Below are 18,048 nucleotides of genomic sequence, written 5' to 3'. Positions count from 1 at the left end.
TAAATTTATACCAAAATTCCAGACAAATTTATACCAAGCTAGCAAATTATCGCGTCAAAGTTATTTTCCCAATTGCCTGACCAGATTCAGCATATTGATGCGCTGCTGCTATATCAGCAAAGCTAAAGGATTTTGGATCTATTAAGGGGCGGATTTTGCCTTCATCTATGAGTTGAGAAAGCTTGGCCAATATCTCGCCGTGGTGTGCGCGATCAATACCATAAAGCATAGAAATTTCCCACCAGACAGCATGTAGAGTTACTCCCTTTAAATGAACTGGACTCAGGTCATGATTATTCCAAGCCATTGTGGTTGCAACTATGCCATTGACTGCAACAGCCTCAAAGGAGCGATCGAGATTATCGAAACCAACAGTATCAAAAACTACATCAAAACCTTTGCCATCCGTATACTGTTTGACGTACTCTGCCACAGTTTGCGTGCGATAATTAATAGCAACATCTGCACCTAATTCATAGGCGATCGCTAACTTTTTTTCAGAAGAAGCTGTTGTAAAAACTTTTGCCCCAACCCATTTGGCAAGTTGCAGCCCAATATGACCTACACCGCCTGTAGCTGCATGTACTAACACATTCTGTCCGGGCTTAATCTGCACTCTGTCTATCAAGGCCAGCCAAGCAGTGATTGCAACTAAGGGAAGTGCAGCAGTTTCTGCCATCGTCAGTGACTTAGGCTTTAAAGCTGCTAAATCAGCATCAACCAACATATAGTCAGCTAAAGCCCCACCAAAACCTCGCAAACCGCCTGCACAAGCATAAACTTCATCACCAGGCTGGAATTTGTTTACTCCTTCTCCCACTTCTTCCACAACCCCAGCAACATCACCATGTATCACTGCTGGTAAGTCTGGTACAATCGCCTGGCTGAACGCCTGAGCATATCTTTCATCAGTAATATAAGTCATGTACTTGGGATCTCGGATCACATAATCCAGTGGGTTAACGCTTGAGGCAAACACACGAATTAAAATGTGACCAGGTATAGCTTCTGGTTTTGGCAAATCTACTTCTTTGAATACGCTAGTATCCCCAAGTTCTTCAATTACTTGTGCTTTCATGGGCAAATTTGTGATGTTCTCAAGAAAAGTAAAGGGCAGAAGGCAATCCCAATGAAACAGGTTTCGCCACCAAATATCAAAATATGAAAATGCAATCCGGAACTACCTAGTATGGGTACCTGTATAAGAAGCATTTTCAATTTAGCAAACAAGGATAAAAATCTTGATCCATCCTTCTACTCTCTGCCTTCTGCCCTCTGACTTATGCCTTCTTAAATAGCATTCTTGAGAGTGAGATAACTTGTTACCTACCGCTACTATATTTAATTATAATTAGTAGCTTCCAAAGCAGACGTTCTGATTCGTAAGGATGTTAACCACCAAAACCAAGTATGGGCTGCCATCCATGCTTCTCCTACTCCTCCATTTACACGCTTTTCTAGTTGTGGATTCTTCGGCAGAACAAAATAAGCAAGATTTTGAGTTTCTGCTAATGGTTGGACTTTGATATTAGCAGGAAGTTGAATACCTGCTTGCTTTTCTAAAGCTGTTTTTGGTTCAGTAAAAAGTTGATGCCTTAAAGATTCATCTTGCATGAAACGAACAATGATGAGGGATTCTAAACCTTCTCTGAAAGGTACAGCGTTCTCTGTTTTAGTGCGGTAAATCCACCACCACCATGTATATGTTAACGTCCACCAAACAGACATTTGCTGATAGAAATTCTCCCATTGGGCTTGTGTTGGAGGTAGAGGTGGAATCACAATATAGAATTCATCTTCATCTTCCTCTAACACTCGAACCTCTAATTCTGCAGGGAATTTAATTCCTGTTTCCCTTTCAAACACAGCTTTCGGATTTTTCAGAATTTCTTGTTTGAGGTTTTCATCATTCCAAATAAGATTAATTAACCGTGCTTGTAAAGCGTCTTTATAAGGGTCAAATCCAGTTACGTCTACTCCTGCCCAAGTTCTTTTAACTGCACTTAACATTGTGGCTAACTCCAAGCAATTGTTTGGTTGTTTCTCTGATTGTACCAGTTTTTTACTAAAGCATTGCAAGACTATTTATAAGTAAATCTTAAGTAGGTTTTATTACGGACATAAAATAATTTGGTAATCAGAGAAAATAAAATTTAGCTGTAGGGAATAGCCGCATAAATAATGCGTTAGGCAACCCCTACAGTAATTTTATTTTTACTTTATAAATAGCCTCTTATACTAACCTCGCTCCACCATCTACATCAATAACCGCACCAGTTGTAAACTTGTTGTTGATTAAATATAGAACTGTCTCCGCAATATCTTCTGGTTGAGCTATCCGTTTTACAGGTAGAGAATCAGCTACATAATTAAAGTAGTTTTGCCGTTGTTCTGCTGGTATTCCTTCATAGAGAGGAGTTGCTACTAAACCAGGAGACACAACATTAACTCGAATCGGACTGAGTTCCACTGCTAAAGAACGAGCTAATGCTTCCAGCGCTCCATTCACAGATGCCATGATAGAAAGATTAGATACTGGTTTTTGCGATGCATAACCAGAAAAGAAGATGATCGCACCACTAGGTTTGAGTTGGGCTGCACCATATTTAGCAGCATAATAGTGCCCCCAAAATTTATTTTCAAATATCTGGCGGGCTACTTGGGAATCTAATTCCAGAAATGCACCCATAGCTTCTACAGAAATAGTGATGACTAAACCATCAAAACTACCAACTGTGGAAAATAATTTTTGCACTTCTTCTTCATTGGTGATGTCTAAGCTAAAGGTAGTTACCCGTTCACCAATCTCAGCTTGAGCAGCGTTTAATTTGGCTTCTGAACGGCTAGCAATTACGACATTTCCCCCTGCAGCCACAACTGCTTTTGCGGTTGCTAATCCAATTCCCGAACTACCACCAATAATGACTATTTTTTGATTGGTTAAATCCATGATTTCGGTAATAAATAGATAGCTATAATTGCTGAGTCAATAAATTACTCAGCAATTATTTACTCTGCACATACTCTACCCAGGACTTACCCATGAAGACGCTAACTGCTAACGTACTTATAGGTTAACAACTGCTGTGATGGTATTTAAATCAGTATTATGTAACTAATCTAAGCTACTGTGCCATCGGGATATTGAGTCATGCCAGCAAAGTGAATAGCTATTTTGCCATCTCTCAAAACCCAACTATCGGCAAACCGCATCTTAGCTTCTTGTCCCCCAGCCTGCATAGTAATAGCTTCAACAATCATTAGGGTTTGGGGATTTTCTGTTTCTGCCCAAAAAGCAATATCTGTCTGTAACCCTTCAATTCCTAGGATGCCTTGAAAGTGTTCTTCGAGTTCTTTGCGTCCGCGAAAATATTTAGGAACTTTCTCAAAGCTGCTAATTAAAACTGCATCTTCAGTATATTGATTTAATAATGCTTCAATATCCTTTTTCAGGATTAATTGAATATGTTCTTCGTATAGTCTTCCTAAAGCAGTATCGGGAGGCTTGCCCATATTTTCGATTCTCCGTAAATTTTGATTACACAAACCCTTTAGACTAGGTAAAAAGAACTCTTAACAGACAAAAAAAGCAGATAATTTTAGCTTTATTCTGTATATAGAATCAGCAATAGATGAGATTTTTTCCCGTTCTATCAGGGATAATTTATTTTGCTAAAAATCTATCTATGTAATCTTCTGTTTTTCATGTTATCTGTTAAGAGTTCTCTATTATTTACAATGTAGCTGAACCCTCGTAGTATTTGAGTTCATCAACTATATAAACAGAGATTACTGGTTTATTGGTTTCGGGCGATCGCTTAACTTCCCATGTTTGATAAGCATCTAAAACAATGCGTTCGCTAGTAGCTGCTGGAGCCTTCCAAACACTGGCTTCCCATTTCACCACCACCTGTACATCTGCTTTTTCGGCTGTCGCAGATTTAACTGTTACTTCTTTGACGGTATGGACTTCATCAAAGAAAATATTGATGACGCGATCGTACCAACCGCTATATCCTTCAAAGCCTTTAACTGTGGCTTCAGGAAACCTCAATTCTACGTCTGAGGCTAACAGAGGAGCATATTCGTCCACAGGAACGTGAATGTCTAGTTTTCTATACCAAGCTTTTGCAAATTCTAGAATTTCTGGTTGAGTTAGTGGTGCTAGCTCACTCATGATTTATTTCCTTTATTGAACAGTTAATTACTCAAAAGTTGGGATGTTGCTACAGAACCGCAGATTTAATCAACGCAACAGATTTACAACTTAAATGAACCTTCGTAGTACTAAAACACCTTACCAGCCCAGATGGTTATTAAGCATCTCCTAGCCTGTGAGCAAAACCAAAGTGACGAGCCACCTTGCCATCTTGAAGCACCCACACATCACCTACTGCCCACTTACCTGTTTTGGGAGAGGTAATTGTTGCTTGGAAGGAAATTACGTCGTCAGTTTCTAAAAAGTTGTATAAAGAATCAACTTGAATTTCGCCTTGATATTCTAGGTAACCTTCAAAAGCTTTGATTAATGCTTCTCTCCCCTGAATTACATTTGGGGGTGGTGTATCTAAAAAAGGAAAAGCATTATACAGAATCGCATCTTCTGTATAGGTATTGGTCACCATGCCAACCACGTCTTTAGCGACGATGTACTTCATGTGTTCATCGAAGAACTGACGACCTGGTGTAGTAGTAGTACTCATACTTAAGGCATCCTTATGAAACTAGACTCAAAATCGTGAATGGGGCATGGGGCATGGGGCATTGGGCATTGGGCATTGGGCGTATTTGATTTCTCCTCTGCTCCTCTGCTTCCTCTGCTCTCCTAGCCCCTCATCCCCTAGCTCCTTTATTGACCACACCGAATCCCAATCATGTCTGGGCGAACATCACCCTCTAAGACAACATCGATGAGGAAAGGGCCATTATGTGCTAATGCCTGCTTAATTGCTGGGGCAATCTCTTCTGGCTTCTCGACTCGGATGGCTTCAACCCCCATAGAACGAGCCATTTCATCAAAGCGCAGTACTGGCTTCGACAAGTCAAAACTTAAGGGAAAGTCATGCTTGGCAACACTTTGTTCTTGCCAGTAAGCTTGAATATTCAATTGCAATAGCTTGTAAGAACGGTTATTGCAAATGATGAATATGGCATCTACATTATGACGAGCTGCTGTCCAGAGAGCTTGGATGGTATACATCCCACCGCCATCACCTGTAAAGCCAATCACCTTTTTGTCAGGATTAGCCAATTTAGCACCAATTGCCCCAGGAATCCCTACCCCTAGAGAACCTCCACGGGTGAGAAAATAATGATCTGGCTTGCTGGGTGGCTTATACCTAATGATATTGGGTGAAGAGGTCAAGGCTTCATCAAAGAAGATTGCATCTTCTGGTAACAGAGGTGCAAGCTCTTCCATAAACCGAGAGAAATGCAGAGGAACTGAGTCCCTGACAGCTTGATCGGCTGCCTTAGCAGCAGCAATCTTGTCTGCTTTAGCCTTACCAATCTCTGCGGCTCTGGTTTGAGCTGCGCTTTGCTCTTGTGCAGTAAGGATGTCTTTGATCGCATCTGCTAGTTTAGCCAGTGTCAGTTTGGGATCGCTGACAATCCCTACATCTACTGGGTGATTCTTGGCAATTTCATAGGCGTTCAAATCAATATGAATCACCTTTGCGCCGGGAGCAAATATATTTCCTAGTTCCGGAAAGACCTCTGGCACCATATAAGTGCCACAAACTAGATTGACATCTCCTTTGGTGGTAATTGGCAGACTACTAGAGCCAAACATATGCCCTGTCGCCCCTTGATATAGAGGGTGAGCATAGCTAATGTTGACTTCTCCAGAGTCTACATCCCAAACCTCAGCCCCTAGAAGTTCGGCAACTTTGGTTAACTCTGCCTGGGCTCCAGAATAAGCAACTCCATCGCCAACAAAAATCATGGGTTTTTTGGCAGCTACTAGAGTCTGGGCCACTGCCTTAACTGTCTCATCGTCTGGTACTACACGAGTAGAAGGAGTCAAGGTAGGTATGATTGGCTCGACTACAGGCGCATCCAAAATATCTTGAGGAAGGCAGAGATAAACTGGCCCCATCGGGGGTGTAGAGGCAATCTTAATGGCTCTGCGGAGCATTCTCAGCAATGAAGATGGCTCATTGACTGTGGCAGCCCATTTAGTGACGGGTTTGGCCATACCGACCAAATCCGCTGCCATTTGAGCATCCATTGCTGCATATTTGATACCCGCATCTCCGCCGATGACTACCAAAGGGGCGTGACCACGCATGGCCTGGTAAAGTGCGCCGATCGCATTACCTAAACCAACGCCACTATGAATTTGGACTAATGCTGGCTTTTTGGTAGCTCGAGCGTAACCATCGGCTGTCATCACAGCCACGGTTTCTTGCAAAGTCAGAATGTACTTGAGATCTGGATATTCCCACAGGGCATCCAAAAAACCCTGTTCCACTGTGCCTGGGTTACCAAACATATAGTGGATGCCATCTGCGAGAAATTGCTCAAGAATGGCAAAACGACCAGTTTTTTGAGTCATGGATTCTGTCGTTATTAGTGCTTAGGTCATTGATTAATCTTGTTTGAGTTGCAAAGACTAATCAGGTTTACCATCCATAACGGGTAAGTCCTTTCTCTAGGACTTCTACTAATATGCGACCGCACTCAACAGAAGAAGCTGTAGAACGACTGGTAATGAAAGGATAATCAACTAAAACGGAGGTTTGGTGACCAACGTTACCGATAAAGGCTCCATCGGGGCCAACAGCGTCACGGAGAATGAATTCTAGAGGGTAGAATGGAGGGCCAAAATTAATATAGCCGTCGCCAAATCCCTTTTTAGAGCCATCAATAGCGTGGGGCCCTTCAAATCCGGTACCGTCTAGGTAGTCGTAATCAATTGGGTGCCCAGTCACGTGCTTACCCCAAATCAAGCTCTTCTTCTCGCGGAAGTCTCTAGCAAATGCTAGACAGGTAACTCCATAACACTCAGCTGCAATAGGTTTGTTGAGTTTGACAAAGCCAAGGATGAGTTCGTGTAGACGGGAATTATTAGCTAAATCAATGAGTGCGCCACTACCACCAACAATCACTAGCGCATCGTAATTGACTAGTTCTTCTGCAATAATTTTGTCTATTTTTTGGTAGTAGGCTTCCATATCTCTGAGATATGTAGGAGAGCTAGGATAAGCTCTTAGAGGAAACCAATCAGCTAAACTCTTAGGGCTGTCGAGTCTGTCTGACTCATGAACGCGGACGGTTTTTGCTCCCATTTCTTCTGAAGTCACGCCACGTCCTAATGGGGGATCGATATAACCAGGCGCACAACTTACAGATAGTGGTGTTGGTTTTTTGCCGTTGGGGGTGACAAAGGTGATGTTATATCCAGCAGCATCACATGCCTCTAAGGGCCCAATGAGTTCTTCGCCCCAGTAGCCCCACTCTGAAATGATAAAGAGAACATTTTTTGTCATTGTCTTATTTCCTTGTTACGGCTCACAGAAATAGAAATATCACAGTTATGGTATTTATAGTTACAGGTTGTTCGTGAAAAATCCCATGTTTTTCTCAGCACCCTGTTGTGACTATACTACCCTTGCAGGAGATACGACTGCGCCCTCTATGCCACTCCTGTTAGAAGCAGCTGAGTCGCTAGTTATCCTGATAAGGAATACGCATCTACAGCTTTGATACTTAAAGAAAAGTTGATCTTTGGGATTGAGACAAAACCCACCAGATTACAGGCTTATATGAGGAAAACCATAAAGCCAGATAGTATCTATCTTGTGTATTCAAGTAGGCAACTTATAAGCCTACACTTGCGTCTTTCGTGATTTCGGAAAATTACCTCGCCTGATAAAGTGATTTTGTTAGAGGGTAATTTTTAAAACACGCTACTAGAATAATATTTACTTCTCCAGTTTGTCCAATCAGATTCTTAATTTTTTATGTAAATTATGATTTTCTCTTGGAGATAACAAATTGTAAAACTTGCTTGTCATTCTGACGAAATTGTTATGGGCGATTTGTTGTTAGCCACTCTAGACAGGCCGCGATCGCTTGTTAATTAACTTAATTTTTGGACAATCAAAACGAAAAACTTGTTGACCTAGCTATCTTCGCATAAATCTCATCCAGATGTACAGAAATTATATACATTTATTTTTGTCAATCTAATTCTCAAATTGGTAATATCGCTAAATAGTAATATAGTTAAGTTTAATTTCTTAGAAGTGGCAAAGAAAGCCAGAGGACAGCAATTTGGAAAATACAGCTGCTCAAGAGAAGATTTGTGTGTCAATGTTCCAATGGAACTTGAACGCTTTCAATCTATTCATGAGATTGCTTCTGCTTGTTGTATTTTAATTTTTGCCTAGGGTAGCTGGGCTAAAAAATTATTTTTCATTTCTGGCTAGAAATTTTTTATCTGTCTACCTTATGACTATCAATACTTTAGTTAATAATTTTTAATCTATAAAAGGGAGTTAAATTAACCTAAAATATCTTGTTATTTAAGCATTATTTAACCTATGAATAAATAACAAGATATCAAAATATTTTTCTCTCGTATTTATATTTAAATAATTGCGGCTACAGAATTAATTGGCAATTTATGCATTGCCATCGACAATCAGTGATCGCTTTCATTAATGAGGGCCTTTATTTAGCAGAATCAATGATATGTATCAATATCATCTTAATGCCGCAAATCACTTACTGAAGGCGATCACAAGGAATTTTGGCTACAGATGATTATTCACTTTGCAACCATCAGATAGTAATCATTAATTTACTTAATCATGAACTAATCTTAACCAGAAACTAAAGTGTGATAGTTATGCCAAATAGGCAGTTTATTGTTTCATAAAAATAACTGTAAGTATAAAAATTATCATTGATCTGCAACTAGGGTTATCAATCAAAAAGCCTGCTGAAATGCCTAATTACAGCAGATATCACTAATGTTACAGAAGCTACCCTATCGTTAGGTATACTTCCAATACTTGTCGGTTAAAGGCAAAAGGGGAAGGGAAAAAGGGGCAAGAAAAAAAACCTTTAACCCTTACCCTTTCTCCTGCACAGACCCTACGCGTAGCTTGCTTGCTTAAGCGCAGGGGTACACCTTTTCCCCAAACCAAATTCCGAGTTGAAAAACCTTAACCGAGCAGTATTGAGTACACTTCTATTCATGTACTTAATTTAACTTTTTGAGATAAAAATGTATAAAAAATTACTAATAATCTAAGTTTCACATATCAAAGCTTGTGACTGTGTAAATAAGTATCAATATTTGACTAGAGCGTAAGAAAAAAATTACCACAAACTCTTCAGAGTCACCTTGACAGAAGATAATTGATGATTTAGCTTGGTCGCTATTATCTGAGTGAGTGCGATCGCATTTAATTTTCAGGTTGATTATAAAACTTGCTTTTTAAGTAGCAATCACATTCAAAAGGTATATTTAAGCACATTTTCAACGATTTTAATGAGAACTTTCCCTTTGGGTAGGGAATTTGTGCATCCGCGATCGCTGGCTCTGCCTTTACCCCCATTTCTCAGAACATAGATAATATAGAAAAGTAGATAAAGCTTAAAAAATATTTACCTAATGCTGATTCACTCCTCTGGCTTGTCCAAGGTCAAAGACTCAGTAAAACAGAAAATTTTCTTCGGCCATGAACCCAGTGCCGAGTTAATCGCCATTCTTACCGTCTACTTTGTCCAAGGCATTTTAGGGTTGGCGCGTTTAGCCGTCAGCTTTTTCCTCAAAGATGAACTGTTGCTGAGTCCCACCCAAGTATCGGCGCTACTAGGAATAGTCGCCTTACCTTGGATTATTAAACCAGTATTTGGTTTTATCTCCGATGGCTTGCCCATCTTTGGCTATCGCCGCCGTCCATATCTAATTTTATCGGGGATATTAGGAACTATTTCCTGGGTAAGCCTCGCCACATTAGTTCATACTACCTGGGCAGCAACGTTAGCGATCGCCTTGGGGTCGCTTTCAGTTGCAGTCAGCGATGTGATCGTTGACTCCTTAGTAGTCGAACGCGCCAGAGCAGAATCCCAAGCTGATGCAGGTTCACTACAATCTATTTGCTGGGGTGCTTCTGCATTTGGTGGTTTGATTACAGCATATTTTAGCGGCTGGCTTTTAGAGCATTTCTCTACACATACTGTATTTTGGATTACCGCCATTTTTCCCTTATTAGTTTCGGCTGTCGCTTGGTTAATTGCCGAATCTCCTGTCAATAAAAGTGCGGAAAATTCCTCTGAAAATAACAGTGTCAGCGTTAAGCATCAACTGAGTCAACTCCGCCAAGCTGTCACCCAAAAGGCAATTTGGTTACCAACAGCATTTGTCTTTATTTGGCAAGCGACACCAACTGCTGACTCAGCCTTTTTCTTCTTCACCACCAACGAATTACATTTTGCCCCAGAATTTTTGGGACGAGTGCGCCTAGTTACAAATCTCGCTTCTTTAGTAGGGATTTGGATTTTCCAGCGATACCTGAAAAGCTCACCTTTTCGCGTGATTTTTGGTTGGAGTACGGTACTATCAGCAGCTTTAGGAATGACAATGCTGCTATTAGTTACACACACCAACCGCGCTTTAGGTATAGATGACCATTGGTTTAGTTTAGGTGATAGTCTAATTCTCACCGTCATGGGGCAAATCGCCTATATGCCTGTCTTGGTACTGGCTGCTAGACTTTGCCCACCGGGAGTAGAAGCGACATTATTTGCTTTATTAATGTCGGTGTCGAATTTAGCAGGAATGGTTTCCTATGAATTTGGGGCCATCATCATGCATTGGCTGGGAATTACAGAAACTAATTTTGATTCTCTGTGGTTGTTGGTGATGATTACTAACCTCAGCACTTTGTTACCACTACCATTTCTGAACTGGCTACCAGCAGCAGAAGAGCAAAGTCAAATTTCTACGGCATTGCAACCAGCCTCAGCAACTCAAGGTGAGCAATTTTTACCTGAGTTGATCACTGACGTTGAGGCTACCATTACCCGAGTTAACTGAAGGCTGAAGTCGGAAGTCAGAAGTGTGAAATTATACCAATTTGAAAAAAGAATGTGACAGATTGTAGGGGCACGGCGTGCCGTGCCCTCTGGAATATATTGATGCGTCGCGAACATTTTTTGATTTTGTATCACTGATTCAAGAAGCCAGAAGAATTGGGGGATTCTCCCCCAAACCCCCGATTGGGTGACGGTTGCGTCCCCCAAACCCCCTCCAAAATTATTGTTCGGTTTTTTGTTGAATAATACCAATTGGAAAAAAGAATGCAACAGATTGTAGGGGCACGGCACGGCGTGCCATCTAGAATATATTGATGTGTCGCAAACATTATTTGAATTGGTATTACTTCGCCTAACAAGAGATAACGCATTATTCCAGATTTAAGCGTTTATCGATTCTGACCGAGACAATTTTGGATTTTAGATTTTAGATTTTAGATTAAATCTAAAAATAAAATCCAAAAAACGGTTTCAAGCCTACGCCAGTTGCTTTATGTCGGGAAACCCGCCCACCACACTGTCTCACGCCACTTCTCTCAAGTCGGGAAACCCGCCCACGAGAGTGGCTCCTCCGTTGACGGAGAAGGAGCAAAAAAATCATTCAATACTTAAGCCTCTTCTTTATAAGGAGAGGTCAATCCAAAAGACGCTCGCGGACTCGCTAACGCTGCGCTATCGTAAATCCGTCTTGAAAAGTTTGCTCAACGGGGGGAACCCCCGCACGCAACTTTCCGCAAAATCTAAAATTGGGTGACTTCATTCTTTATCCTTCACCTTTTTAAGAATATATAGCAGATGCAGAGTTCAAAACTTTCAGAAAACGCAATTTTAGAAAAATCCTACAATCGTGAAGATTGGCTGGGGGGATATCAATCTTTAAAGCAAGAATTTGATTACTGGATTGATGATATAGAAGGAGAAATCCCCCCAGAACTGCAAGGTACGCTATTTAGAAACGGCCCTGGTTTACTGGATATCAACGGTCAACAGATTCATCACCCCTTTGATGGTGATGGCATGATTAGCCGCATTAGCTTTATTAATGGTCGTGCCCATTTCCGCAATCGCTTTATCCGCACTGAAGGCTATTTAGCAGAACAAAAAGCGGGAAAAATTCTGTATCGCGGTGTATTTGGTACGCAAAAACCCGGCGGTTGGCTAGCTAATCTCTTTGACTTCAAAATGAAAGATATTGCTAACACCAACGTCATCTACTGGGGTAGTAAACTTTTAGCGCTGTGGGAAGCTGCTGAACCTCATCACCTCGACCCTTACACCTTAGAAACCTTGGGAAGGGAATATTTCAATGGTGTATTATCAACAGGTGAAGCTTTTAGCGCTCATCCCCGCCTTGACCCCAGCTGTAACCAAGATAATGGCGCGCCTTGTTTGGTCAACTTTTCAATTCAGCCGGGACTATCTACAAAAATTACGATTTTTGAGCTAAACCCAGCAGGAGAAATTATTAGAAAACACGCTCATAGTGTGCCGGGTTTCTGCTTTATTCACGATTTTGTAATTACGCCAAATTACTGCATATTCTTACAAAATCCTGTGACTTTCAATCCCTTACCTTTTGTTTTGGGAATCCGTTCGGCTGGGGAATGTATCAAGTTTCAGCCAAATCAGCCAACTCGGATCATAGTCATTCCCCGCAACCCCGAAACTGCGAAAACAGGTGTAAAAATTCTAGAAACTCAATCAGGTTTCATCTTTCATCACATCAATGCTTTTGAGGTGGGGGATGAAATTATCATTGACTCGATTTGCTACGATTCCTTATCTCAAGTCGAACCCGAAAGCGATTTTCGCCAAGTTAACTTTGACGCACTTGCACCGGGACAACTCTGGCGGTTTGCACTGCAACTGCAAAATAGCACAGTTCAAAGACAATTAATAGAAAGCCGTTGCTGTGAGTTTCCTACTATTCATCCAGATAATGTAGGTCGCCAATATCGTTATCTATATATAGGTGCAGCTCATGCAGAAACAGGTAATGCTCCTTTACAAGCAATTTTGAAAATCGATTTAGATTCTGGTGAAAGACAACTGTGGAGTGCAGCACCACGCGGTTTTACGGGCGAGCCAATTTTTGTTCCCCGTCCTAATTCTCAAACAGAAGATGACGGCTGGCTGTTGGCTTTAGTTTATGATGCGGCTCATGATCGATCAGATGTAGTGATTTTGGATGCACAAGATTTGCATAAAGGTGCGATCGCGCGTTTGCATCTCCAGCATCATATCCCCTACGGTTTGCACGGCAGTTTTACGCCTGAGGTGTTCGTACAAGGCTAATTCCGGAAAAGCGATCGCCTCATCATAAAGGAACACAGAATCAATAATCTGTGTTCCTTTTGCTTTGCTTGCATAAAAATCAAATAAAATTGTAACAAAAACTACAAAATCTCTAATTTTTTTATCAGAAAGGATAAGCTAGGCATATATCAATACTGGTCAGTTAAGCTAATGCGCGTCTAAATTGCATAACTACTAATCAGGGCTGTTAATTGTTGACGGTTAACCGTTGACTGCCAACCGTCAACAGCCCTCACGATGGATTGTGCAACTTAAAAGCAGAATAGCTTAAAGGAGAAAGGGAAAGAACAACCCATTCACCTTTACCCTTTAACCTTTTCCCCAGACATATATATATTCCGGTTCGCAAAGATACCGCGATTGGGAGAAAATTTTATGATTGCCACACCTATGCTGCCGCTGGAACCTGCCTCTCCAGCGTATATTTGTCCATTTGATCAAGCTTGTAGGTATTTAGAAGCAGCAGCTAAAGAATTAAAACTAGACCAAGGAATCTTAGAAATTCTTAGCCACCCACGCAAAGTAGTTACAGTTTCCATTCCGGTAAAACTGGATAACGGCGAAATTCGCGTCTTTGCTGGACATCGGGTACAACACTCAGATATTTTAGGGCCATACAAAGGCGGTATTCGTTACCATCCGGCGGTGACACTACGAGAAGTGTCTGCTTTAGCCATGCTGATGACTTGGAAATGTGCGTTGCTAGGAATTCCCTACGGTGGTGCAAAGGGAGGAATTGCGATCGATCCAAAACAGTATAGTGCTAGCGAATTAGAACGAATTACCCGACGTTACACCAGCGAATTAATTAAAGATATCGGCCCATCTGTAGACATTCCCGCGCCAGATATGGGAACTTCTGCCCGTGAGATGGCCTGGATGATGGACACATATTCAGTGAATGTGGGTCATGCTGTTCCTGGTGTGGTTACTGGTAAACCAATTTCTGTAGGTGGTTCCAGAGGACGGGAAATGGCTACGGGACGTGGTGCGATGATTATTGTTCGCGAAGCTTTAGCCGATCAAGGTAGATCCTTAGACGGAGTGCGAGTAGTAATTCAAGGTTTTGGTAATGTAGGTATTGCCGCAGCTGAATTACTATACGAAGCTGGGTCAAAAATTATTGCTGTTTCTACCAGTGGTGGGGGGATATATTCCGAAGCTGGCTTAGATATTCCCGCCGTGAAAGCTTACGCCAGTAGAAATCATCGCAGTGTTGTGGGTTTTCCAGATGCGATGCCTAAGGCGGGCTGCGCCAACGCAATTAGCAATGCAGATTTACTTACCTTACCTTGTGATGTGTTGATTCCCGCAGCTTTGGAAAATCAAATCACCGAAGAGAATGTGAACCAAATCAAAGCCCAGATTATTGCAGAGGCGGCTAACGGCCCAGTCACTCTAGAGGCAAACAGGGCTTTAGAGGCCCGAGGTGCGATCGTCCTACCTGATATTTTGGCGAACGCTGGTGGTGTTGTCGTGAGTTATTTGGAATGGGTACAAGGTCTTTCTTACGTATTTTGGGATGAGGAAAGAGTTAACCGCGAAATGGAACATTTGATGGTGCAAGCTTACCATCAAGTAATTCAACAATCGAAGTTGCGGCAAATTCCTCTGAGGTTAGCAGCTTATACCTTAGGTGTTGGTCGTGTAGCACAAGCACTAACTGACAGAGGTCTTTATCCATAAATTTTTATCCCTGATAGTGTTCTGAGGCAGATAAATTATCTGCCTCTTTTTTTACAAATAAATTAGCGATTCTCACCATAAACTCTTGTCTCTGTGTTCTCTGTGATTTGAAACCCCAGAGACGCAGAGGACACAGATTTAATGTATAAAACTGCTGAAAAATTTTTATTCCGGTTAAATATGGTTAGTGCAATTTTTAGTGTCTCACCACGAAGTGTAACCTAGTAGTTGGTCAAGAAGCGTAGCCCACTGTAGGCATCATTTTTTTCTACTCAATATTACCCGCAGCTAAAATTTGTTCAACTGTCAGCACAATTTCTGGAAAAGTTGCAGATACAATTTGCTCACTTCCGGTAAATTCTTGCTCTTCGTACAATCCTTCTGACAAAAATAAAATTGTAATTTTTGATTCTATTGGATCTACAATCCAATACTCTGGAATTTCCAACGCTGCATATTCAGAACGTTTATAGCGATAATCGCGCTTCACTGAATCAAGACTCACCACCTCGACTACTAATATCGGTGCAGTCTGACAAACAGCCGACTCATCAAGGAATTCCTTTACTTGTTCAGCCGTGACGACATAAACATCAGGTAATCTTGACTTCCGCCATCCCGTTCTTACTCCCGCCTCTCTAAAGCATAGCCAAGGTAAAATCAGGCGTTTTATTTCTGTGTCAAATGCTAGTTCAATGAATTTAGAAATCAGTAAATGTCTGAAAGTTGGTGGATTCATAAGTTCCAGTTTTCCATCCACCAGTTCATAACGGTTATCAGTACCATCTTCATAAGCCAGATATTCTTCAAAAGAATACAGACGCTCTGTAGTTGCCTTTGTCATGGCATAATTTTTAATAACGAGATTTTTTGAGATAATTCTCAAAAGATTAGGAAGAATTGTACATTGGTTGGTAGTAGAGCTTGGGCGCTACTACCTCTATCAATAGCCTATTCCACAGTTACCGATTTTGCTAGATTCCTTGGCTGATCGACATCTAAACCGCGACGGGCAGCGATATGATAAGCCAATAATTGCAGAGGTACTACACAAACAAGAGGAGAAAGTAGTTCATCTACAATTGGTACTGGTAATAAATCGTTGAAGATTTCGCCTGCTTCGCCATCTTTCACGGGAGTTACACCAATTAAGCGAGAATCTCTGGCTTTGGCTTCTTGGGCGTTAGAAATTACTTTTTCGTAAACACTACCAGGAACTGCGATCGCAACTACTGGTACTTTAGCATCCAAAAGGGCGATCGGGCCGTGCTTCATTTCGCCGGCGGGATAACCTTCAGCGTGAATATAGCTAATTTCTTTTAATTTCAAAGCACCTTCTAAAGCGATGGGGAAGTTAATTCCTCTGCCTAAAAAGATGAAGTCTTGAGTTTCAGCAAATTGATGGGCTAGTTGTTCTGTTAAACTTTCTTGAGTTTCTAAAGTGGCTTCAATTTCTTTAGGAATTTGTCGCAATCCCTCAATAATTTCGGCAATTTTATCAGGAGAAATTGATTGACGATGAGCAGCTAAATCTAAGGCTAAAGCATAAAATGCCATTAATTGGGCAACAAAGGTTTTTGTGGCTGCAACCCCTATTTCAATCCCTGCCAATGTATTAATAATATGGGGAACTAGATGACCGAGGCTGCTTTCTGGGCGATTGGTAATACCCAACAATCGCGCTTGATATTTAGCTTCTTTACCTTGACGGCGTTCTTTTTCCATCGCTAAAGCTGCCAAAGTATCAGCAGTTTCTCCTGATTGCGTGACACCAATAATTAATGTATTAGCTATCAAAGGTGATGGTGCATAGCGATATTCCGAAGCATAATGTACTTGTGTAGAAATACCAGCTAATTGTTCTAGCAAATATTTTCCTACTAAAGCTGCGTGCCAACTCGTGCCACAAGCAACGATTTGAATTTGTTCGATATCTGCATAGAATGATTCAGATAAACCTAAATTAATCGGTGACTGGCTAGCTCCAGTCGCATGAGCATCATTATTAAAATAAGCTTCTAAACTAGCGCGTACTACTCCCGGTTGCTCATAAATTTCTTTGAGCATAAAGTGTTTGAATCCCTGCTTTTCTACCATCGTGGGATTCAAGTTCAGCAGCCGGGGTTGTTTTTTCAGCCTATCGCCGGCAAAGTTATAAACTTCCACTCCTAGAGGTGTTAAACGGGCAATTTCGCCATTATCTAATGGTAGTACAGCCCTGGTATAGGCAACGATCGCAGGCGTATCGGAAGCGCAGAAAAATTCGCCTTGCCCAAAGCCAATTACTAAGGGAGCTTGTTGCCGAACTACAATTAATTCATCTGGATAATCAGCAGAAATTACTGCCAGTGCAAATGCGCCTTCTAAGTGGCTAACTGCTTGACGCACTGCCTCTAATAAGGAAGCGGGAGATTTTTTGATAATTTCTGCGATGAGGTGGGGAATGACTTCGGTATCTGTTTCCGAACGAAATTGATGTCCTTTCGATTTTAATTCTTCTCGCAACTCCCGGTAGTTTTCGATAATGCCATTTTGCACTACCGCCACTCGCATTGCTGTGTCTAAGTGGGGATGAGCATTATACTCTTCTGGTTTACCATGAGTTGCCCAACGAGTATGACCGATACCAATTTGGGCAGGGGTTTCTAATTGTTCTAGTTTAGAACGTAAGTTATGCAGTTTACCCTTTGCCCGCACACATTGAACATCACCTTCCCAGATGGTAGCGATTCCAGCAGAATCATACCCACGATACTCGAGTTTTTCTAGTCCAGCTAGTAGGATTTCTGTTGCTGCTTGGGTGCCGATATAGCCAACAATTCCGCACATTTAGTTCACCATTCCCTGTTGAGGATGACTCCAACCTGTTTAAGTTGGTATCATAGAAGTGACATTTTAGCAAAGAAAAAAGGAGCGTATTACTCCTTTTGATAGTCACTATTTTTAAAGAACGATACTGTAGGGTGGCAAGTTCCCACCCTACGTTGCTAAAGG

13 protein-coding genes are annotated in these 18,048 nt (G+C 41.4%); 3 read left to right on the top strand and 10 right to left on the bottom strand.

Annotated features, from left to right (window positions below; genetic code table 11):
* Positions 1-46 precede the first annotated feature (46 nt).
* The 8 genes from HGR01_RS09565 to HGR01_RS09530 form a co-directional block, all read right to left on the bottom strand.
* Entirely contained in the window at positions 47-1,078 is a 1,032-nt protein-coding gene (locus tag HGR01_RS09565) for a zinc-dependent alcohol dehydrogenase family protein (protein WP_045874465.1), read from the bottom strand.
* A 263-nt stretch (positions 1,079-1,341) separates the two neighbouring features.
* Complete coding sequence (locus tag HGR01_RS09560) at positions 1,342-2,010, bottom strand: NHLP leader peptide family RiPP precursor (protein WP_052335452.1); 669 nt, start codon at positions 2,008-2,010, stop codon at positions 1,342-1,344.
* 223 nt (positions 2,011-2,233) lie between these two features.
* A complete protein-coding gene (locus HGR01_RS09555) occupies positions 2,234-2,950 on the bottom strand; it encodes an SDR family oxidoreductase (protein WP_045874464.1) in 717 nt (238 codons plus the stop codon).
* A 170-nt stretch (positions 2,951-3,120) separates the two neighbouring features.
* A complete protein-coding gene (locus HGR01_RS09550) occupies positions 3,121-3,513 on the bottom strand; it encodes a nuclear transport factor 2 family protein (protein WP_045874463.1) in 393 nt (130 codons plus the stop codon).
* 220 nt (positions 3,514-3,733) lie between these two features.
* A complete protein-coding gene (locus HGR01_RS09545) occupies positions 3,734-4,177 on the bottom strand; it encodes a nuclear transport factor 2 family protein (protein WP_045874462.1) in 444 nt (147 codons plus the stop codon).
* A gap of 139 nt (positions 4,178-4,316) precedes the next feature.
* On the bottom strand, positions 4,317-4,703 hold the full coding sequence (locus tag HGR01_RS09540; protein WP_071989490.1) for a nuclear transport factor 2 family protein: 387 nt from the start codon (positions 4,701-4,703) through the stop codon (positions 4,317-4,319).
* A 146-nt stretch (positions 4,704-4,849) separates the two neighbouring features.
* The gene (locus HGR01_RS09535; protein ID WP_045874460.1) at positions 4,850-6,556 is read right to left on the bottom strand and encodes a thiamine pyrophosphate-binding protein; all 1,707 of its coding nucleotides are present in this window, start codon (positions 6,554-6,556) and stop codon (positions 4,850-4,852) included.
* A gap of 67 nt (positions 6,557-6,623) precedes the next feature.
* Positions 6,624-7,490 carry a type 1 glutamine amidotransferase domain-containing protein gene (locus HGR01_RS09530; RefSeq protein WP_045874459.1) on the bottom strand — a complete coding sequence of 289 codons (867 nt, stop codon included), beginning with the start codon at positions 7,488-7,490 and terminating at the stop codon, positions 6,624-6,626.
* A 2,135-nt stretch (positions 7,491-9,625) separates the two neighbouring features.
* Here HGR01_RS09530 and HGR01_RS09525 point away from each other — a divergent pair.
* The 3 genes from HGR01_RS09525 to HGR01_RS09515 all read left to right on the top strand — a co-directional run bounded on the left by HGR01_RS09525 (position 9,626) and on the right by HGR01_RS09515 (position 15,054).
* Entirely contained in the window at positions 9,626-11,053 is a 1,428-nt protein-coding gene (locus HGR01_RS09525; protein WP_045874458.1) for a folate/biopterin family MFS transporter, read from the top strand.
* A 794-nt stretch (positions 11,054-11,847) separates the two neighbouring features.
* Positions 11,848-13,347: a carotenoid oxygenase family protein gene (locus HGR01_RS09520; protein WP_045874457.1), complete on the top strand. Its 1,500-nt coding sequence runs from the start codon at positions 11,848-11,850 to the stop codon at positions 13,345-13,347.
* A gap of 396 nt (positions 13,348-13,743) precedes the next feature.
* Positions 13,744-15,054, top strand: coding sequence for a Glu/Leu/Phe/Val family dehydrogenase (locus HGR01_RS09515; RefSeq protein ID WP_045874456.1), 1,311 nt, complete (start codon positions 13,744-13,746; stop codon positions 15,052-15,054).
* A gap of 268 nt (positions 15,055-15,322) precedes the next feature.
* Here HGR01_RS09515 and HGR01_RS09510 read toward each other — a convergent pair whose 3' ends face one another.
* Both HGR01_RS09510 and glmS read right to left on the bottom strand, forming a co-directional pair.
* Positions 15,323-15,898: a Uma2 family endonuclease gene (locus HGR01_RS09510; protein ID WP_045874455.1), complete on the bottom strand. Its 576-nt coding sequence runs from the start codon at positions 15,896-15,898 to the stop codon at positions 15,323-15,325.
* Positions 15,899-16,005: 107 nt separating this feature from the next.
* Complete coding sequence (gene glmS / locus HGR01_RS09505) at positions 16,006-17,883, bottom strand: glutamine--fructose-6-phosphate transaminase (isomerizing) (RefSeq protein ID WP_045874454.1); 1,878 nt, start codon at positions 17,881-17,883, stop codon at positions 16,006-16,008.
* Between the last annotated feature and the right edge of the window lie 165 nt (positions 17,884-18,048).

Origin of the sequence: Tolypothrix sp. PCC 7712 (assembly GCF_025860405.1) — a bacterium.
Lineage (GTDB): Bacteria > Cyanobacteriota > Cyanobacteriia > Cyanobacteriales > Nostocaceae > Aulosira > Aulosira diplosiphon.
The sequence above is the reverse complement of the archived record's forward strand: the minus strand, read 5'-3'. Positions and strand labels throughout refer to the sequence as shown.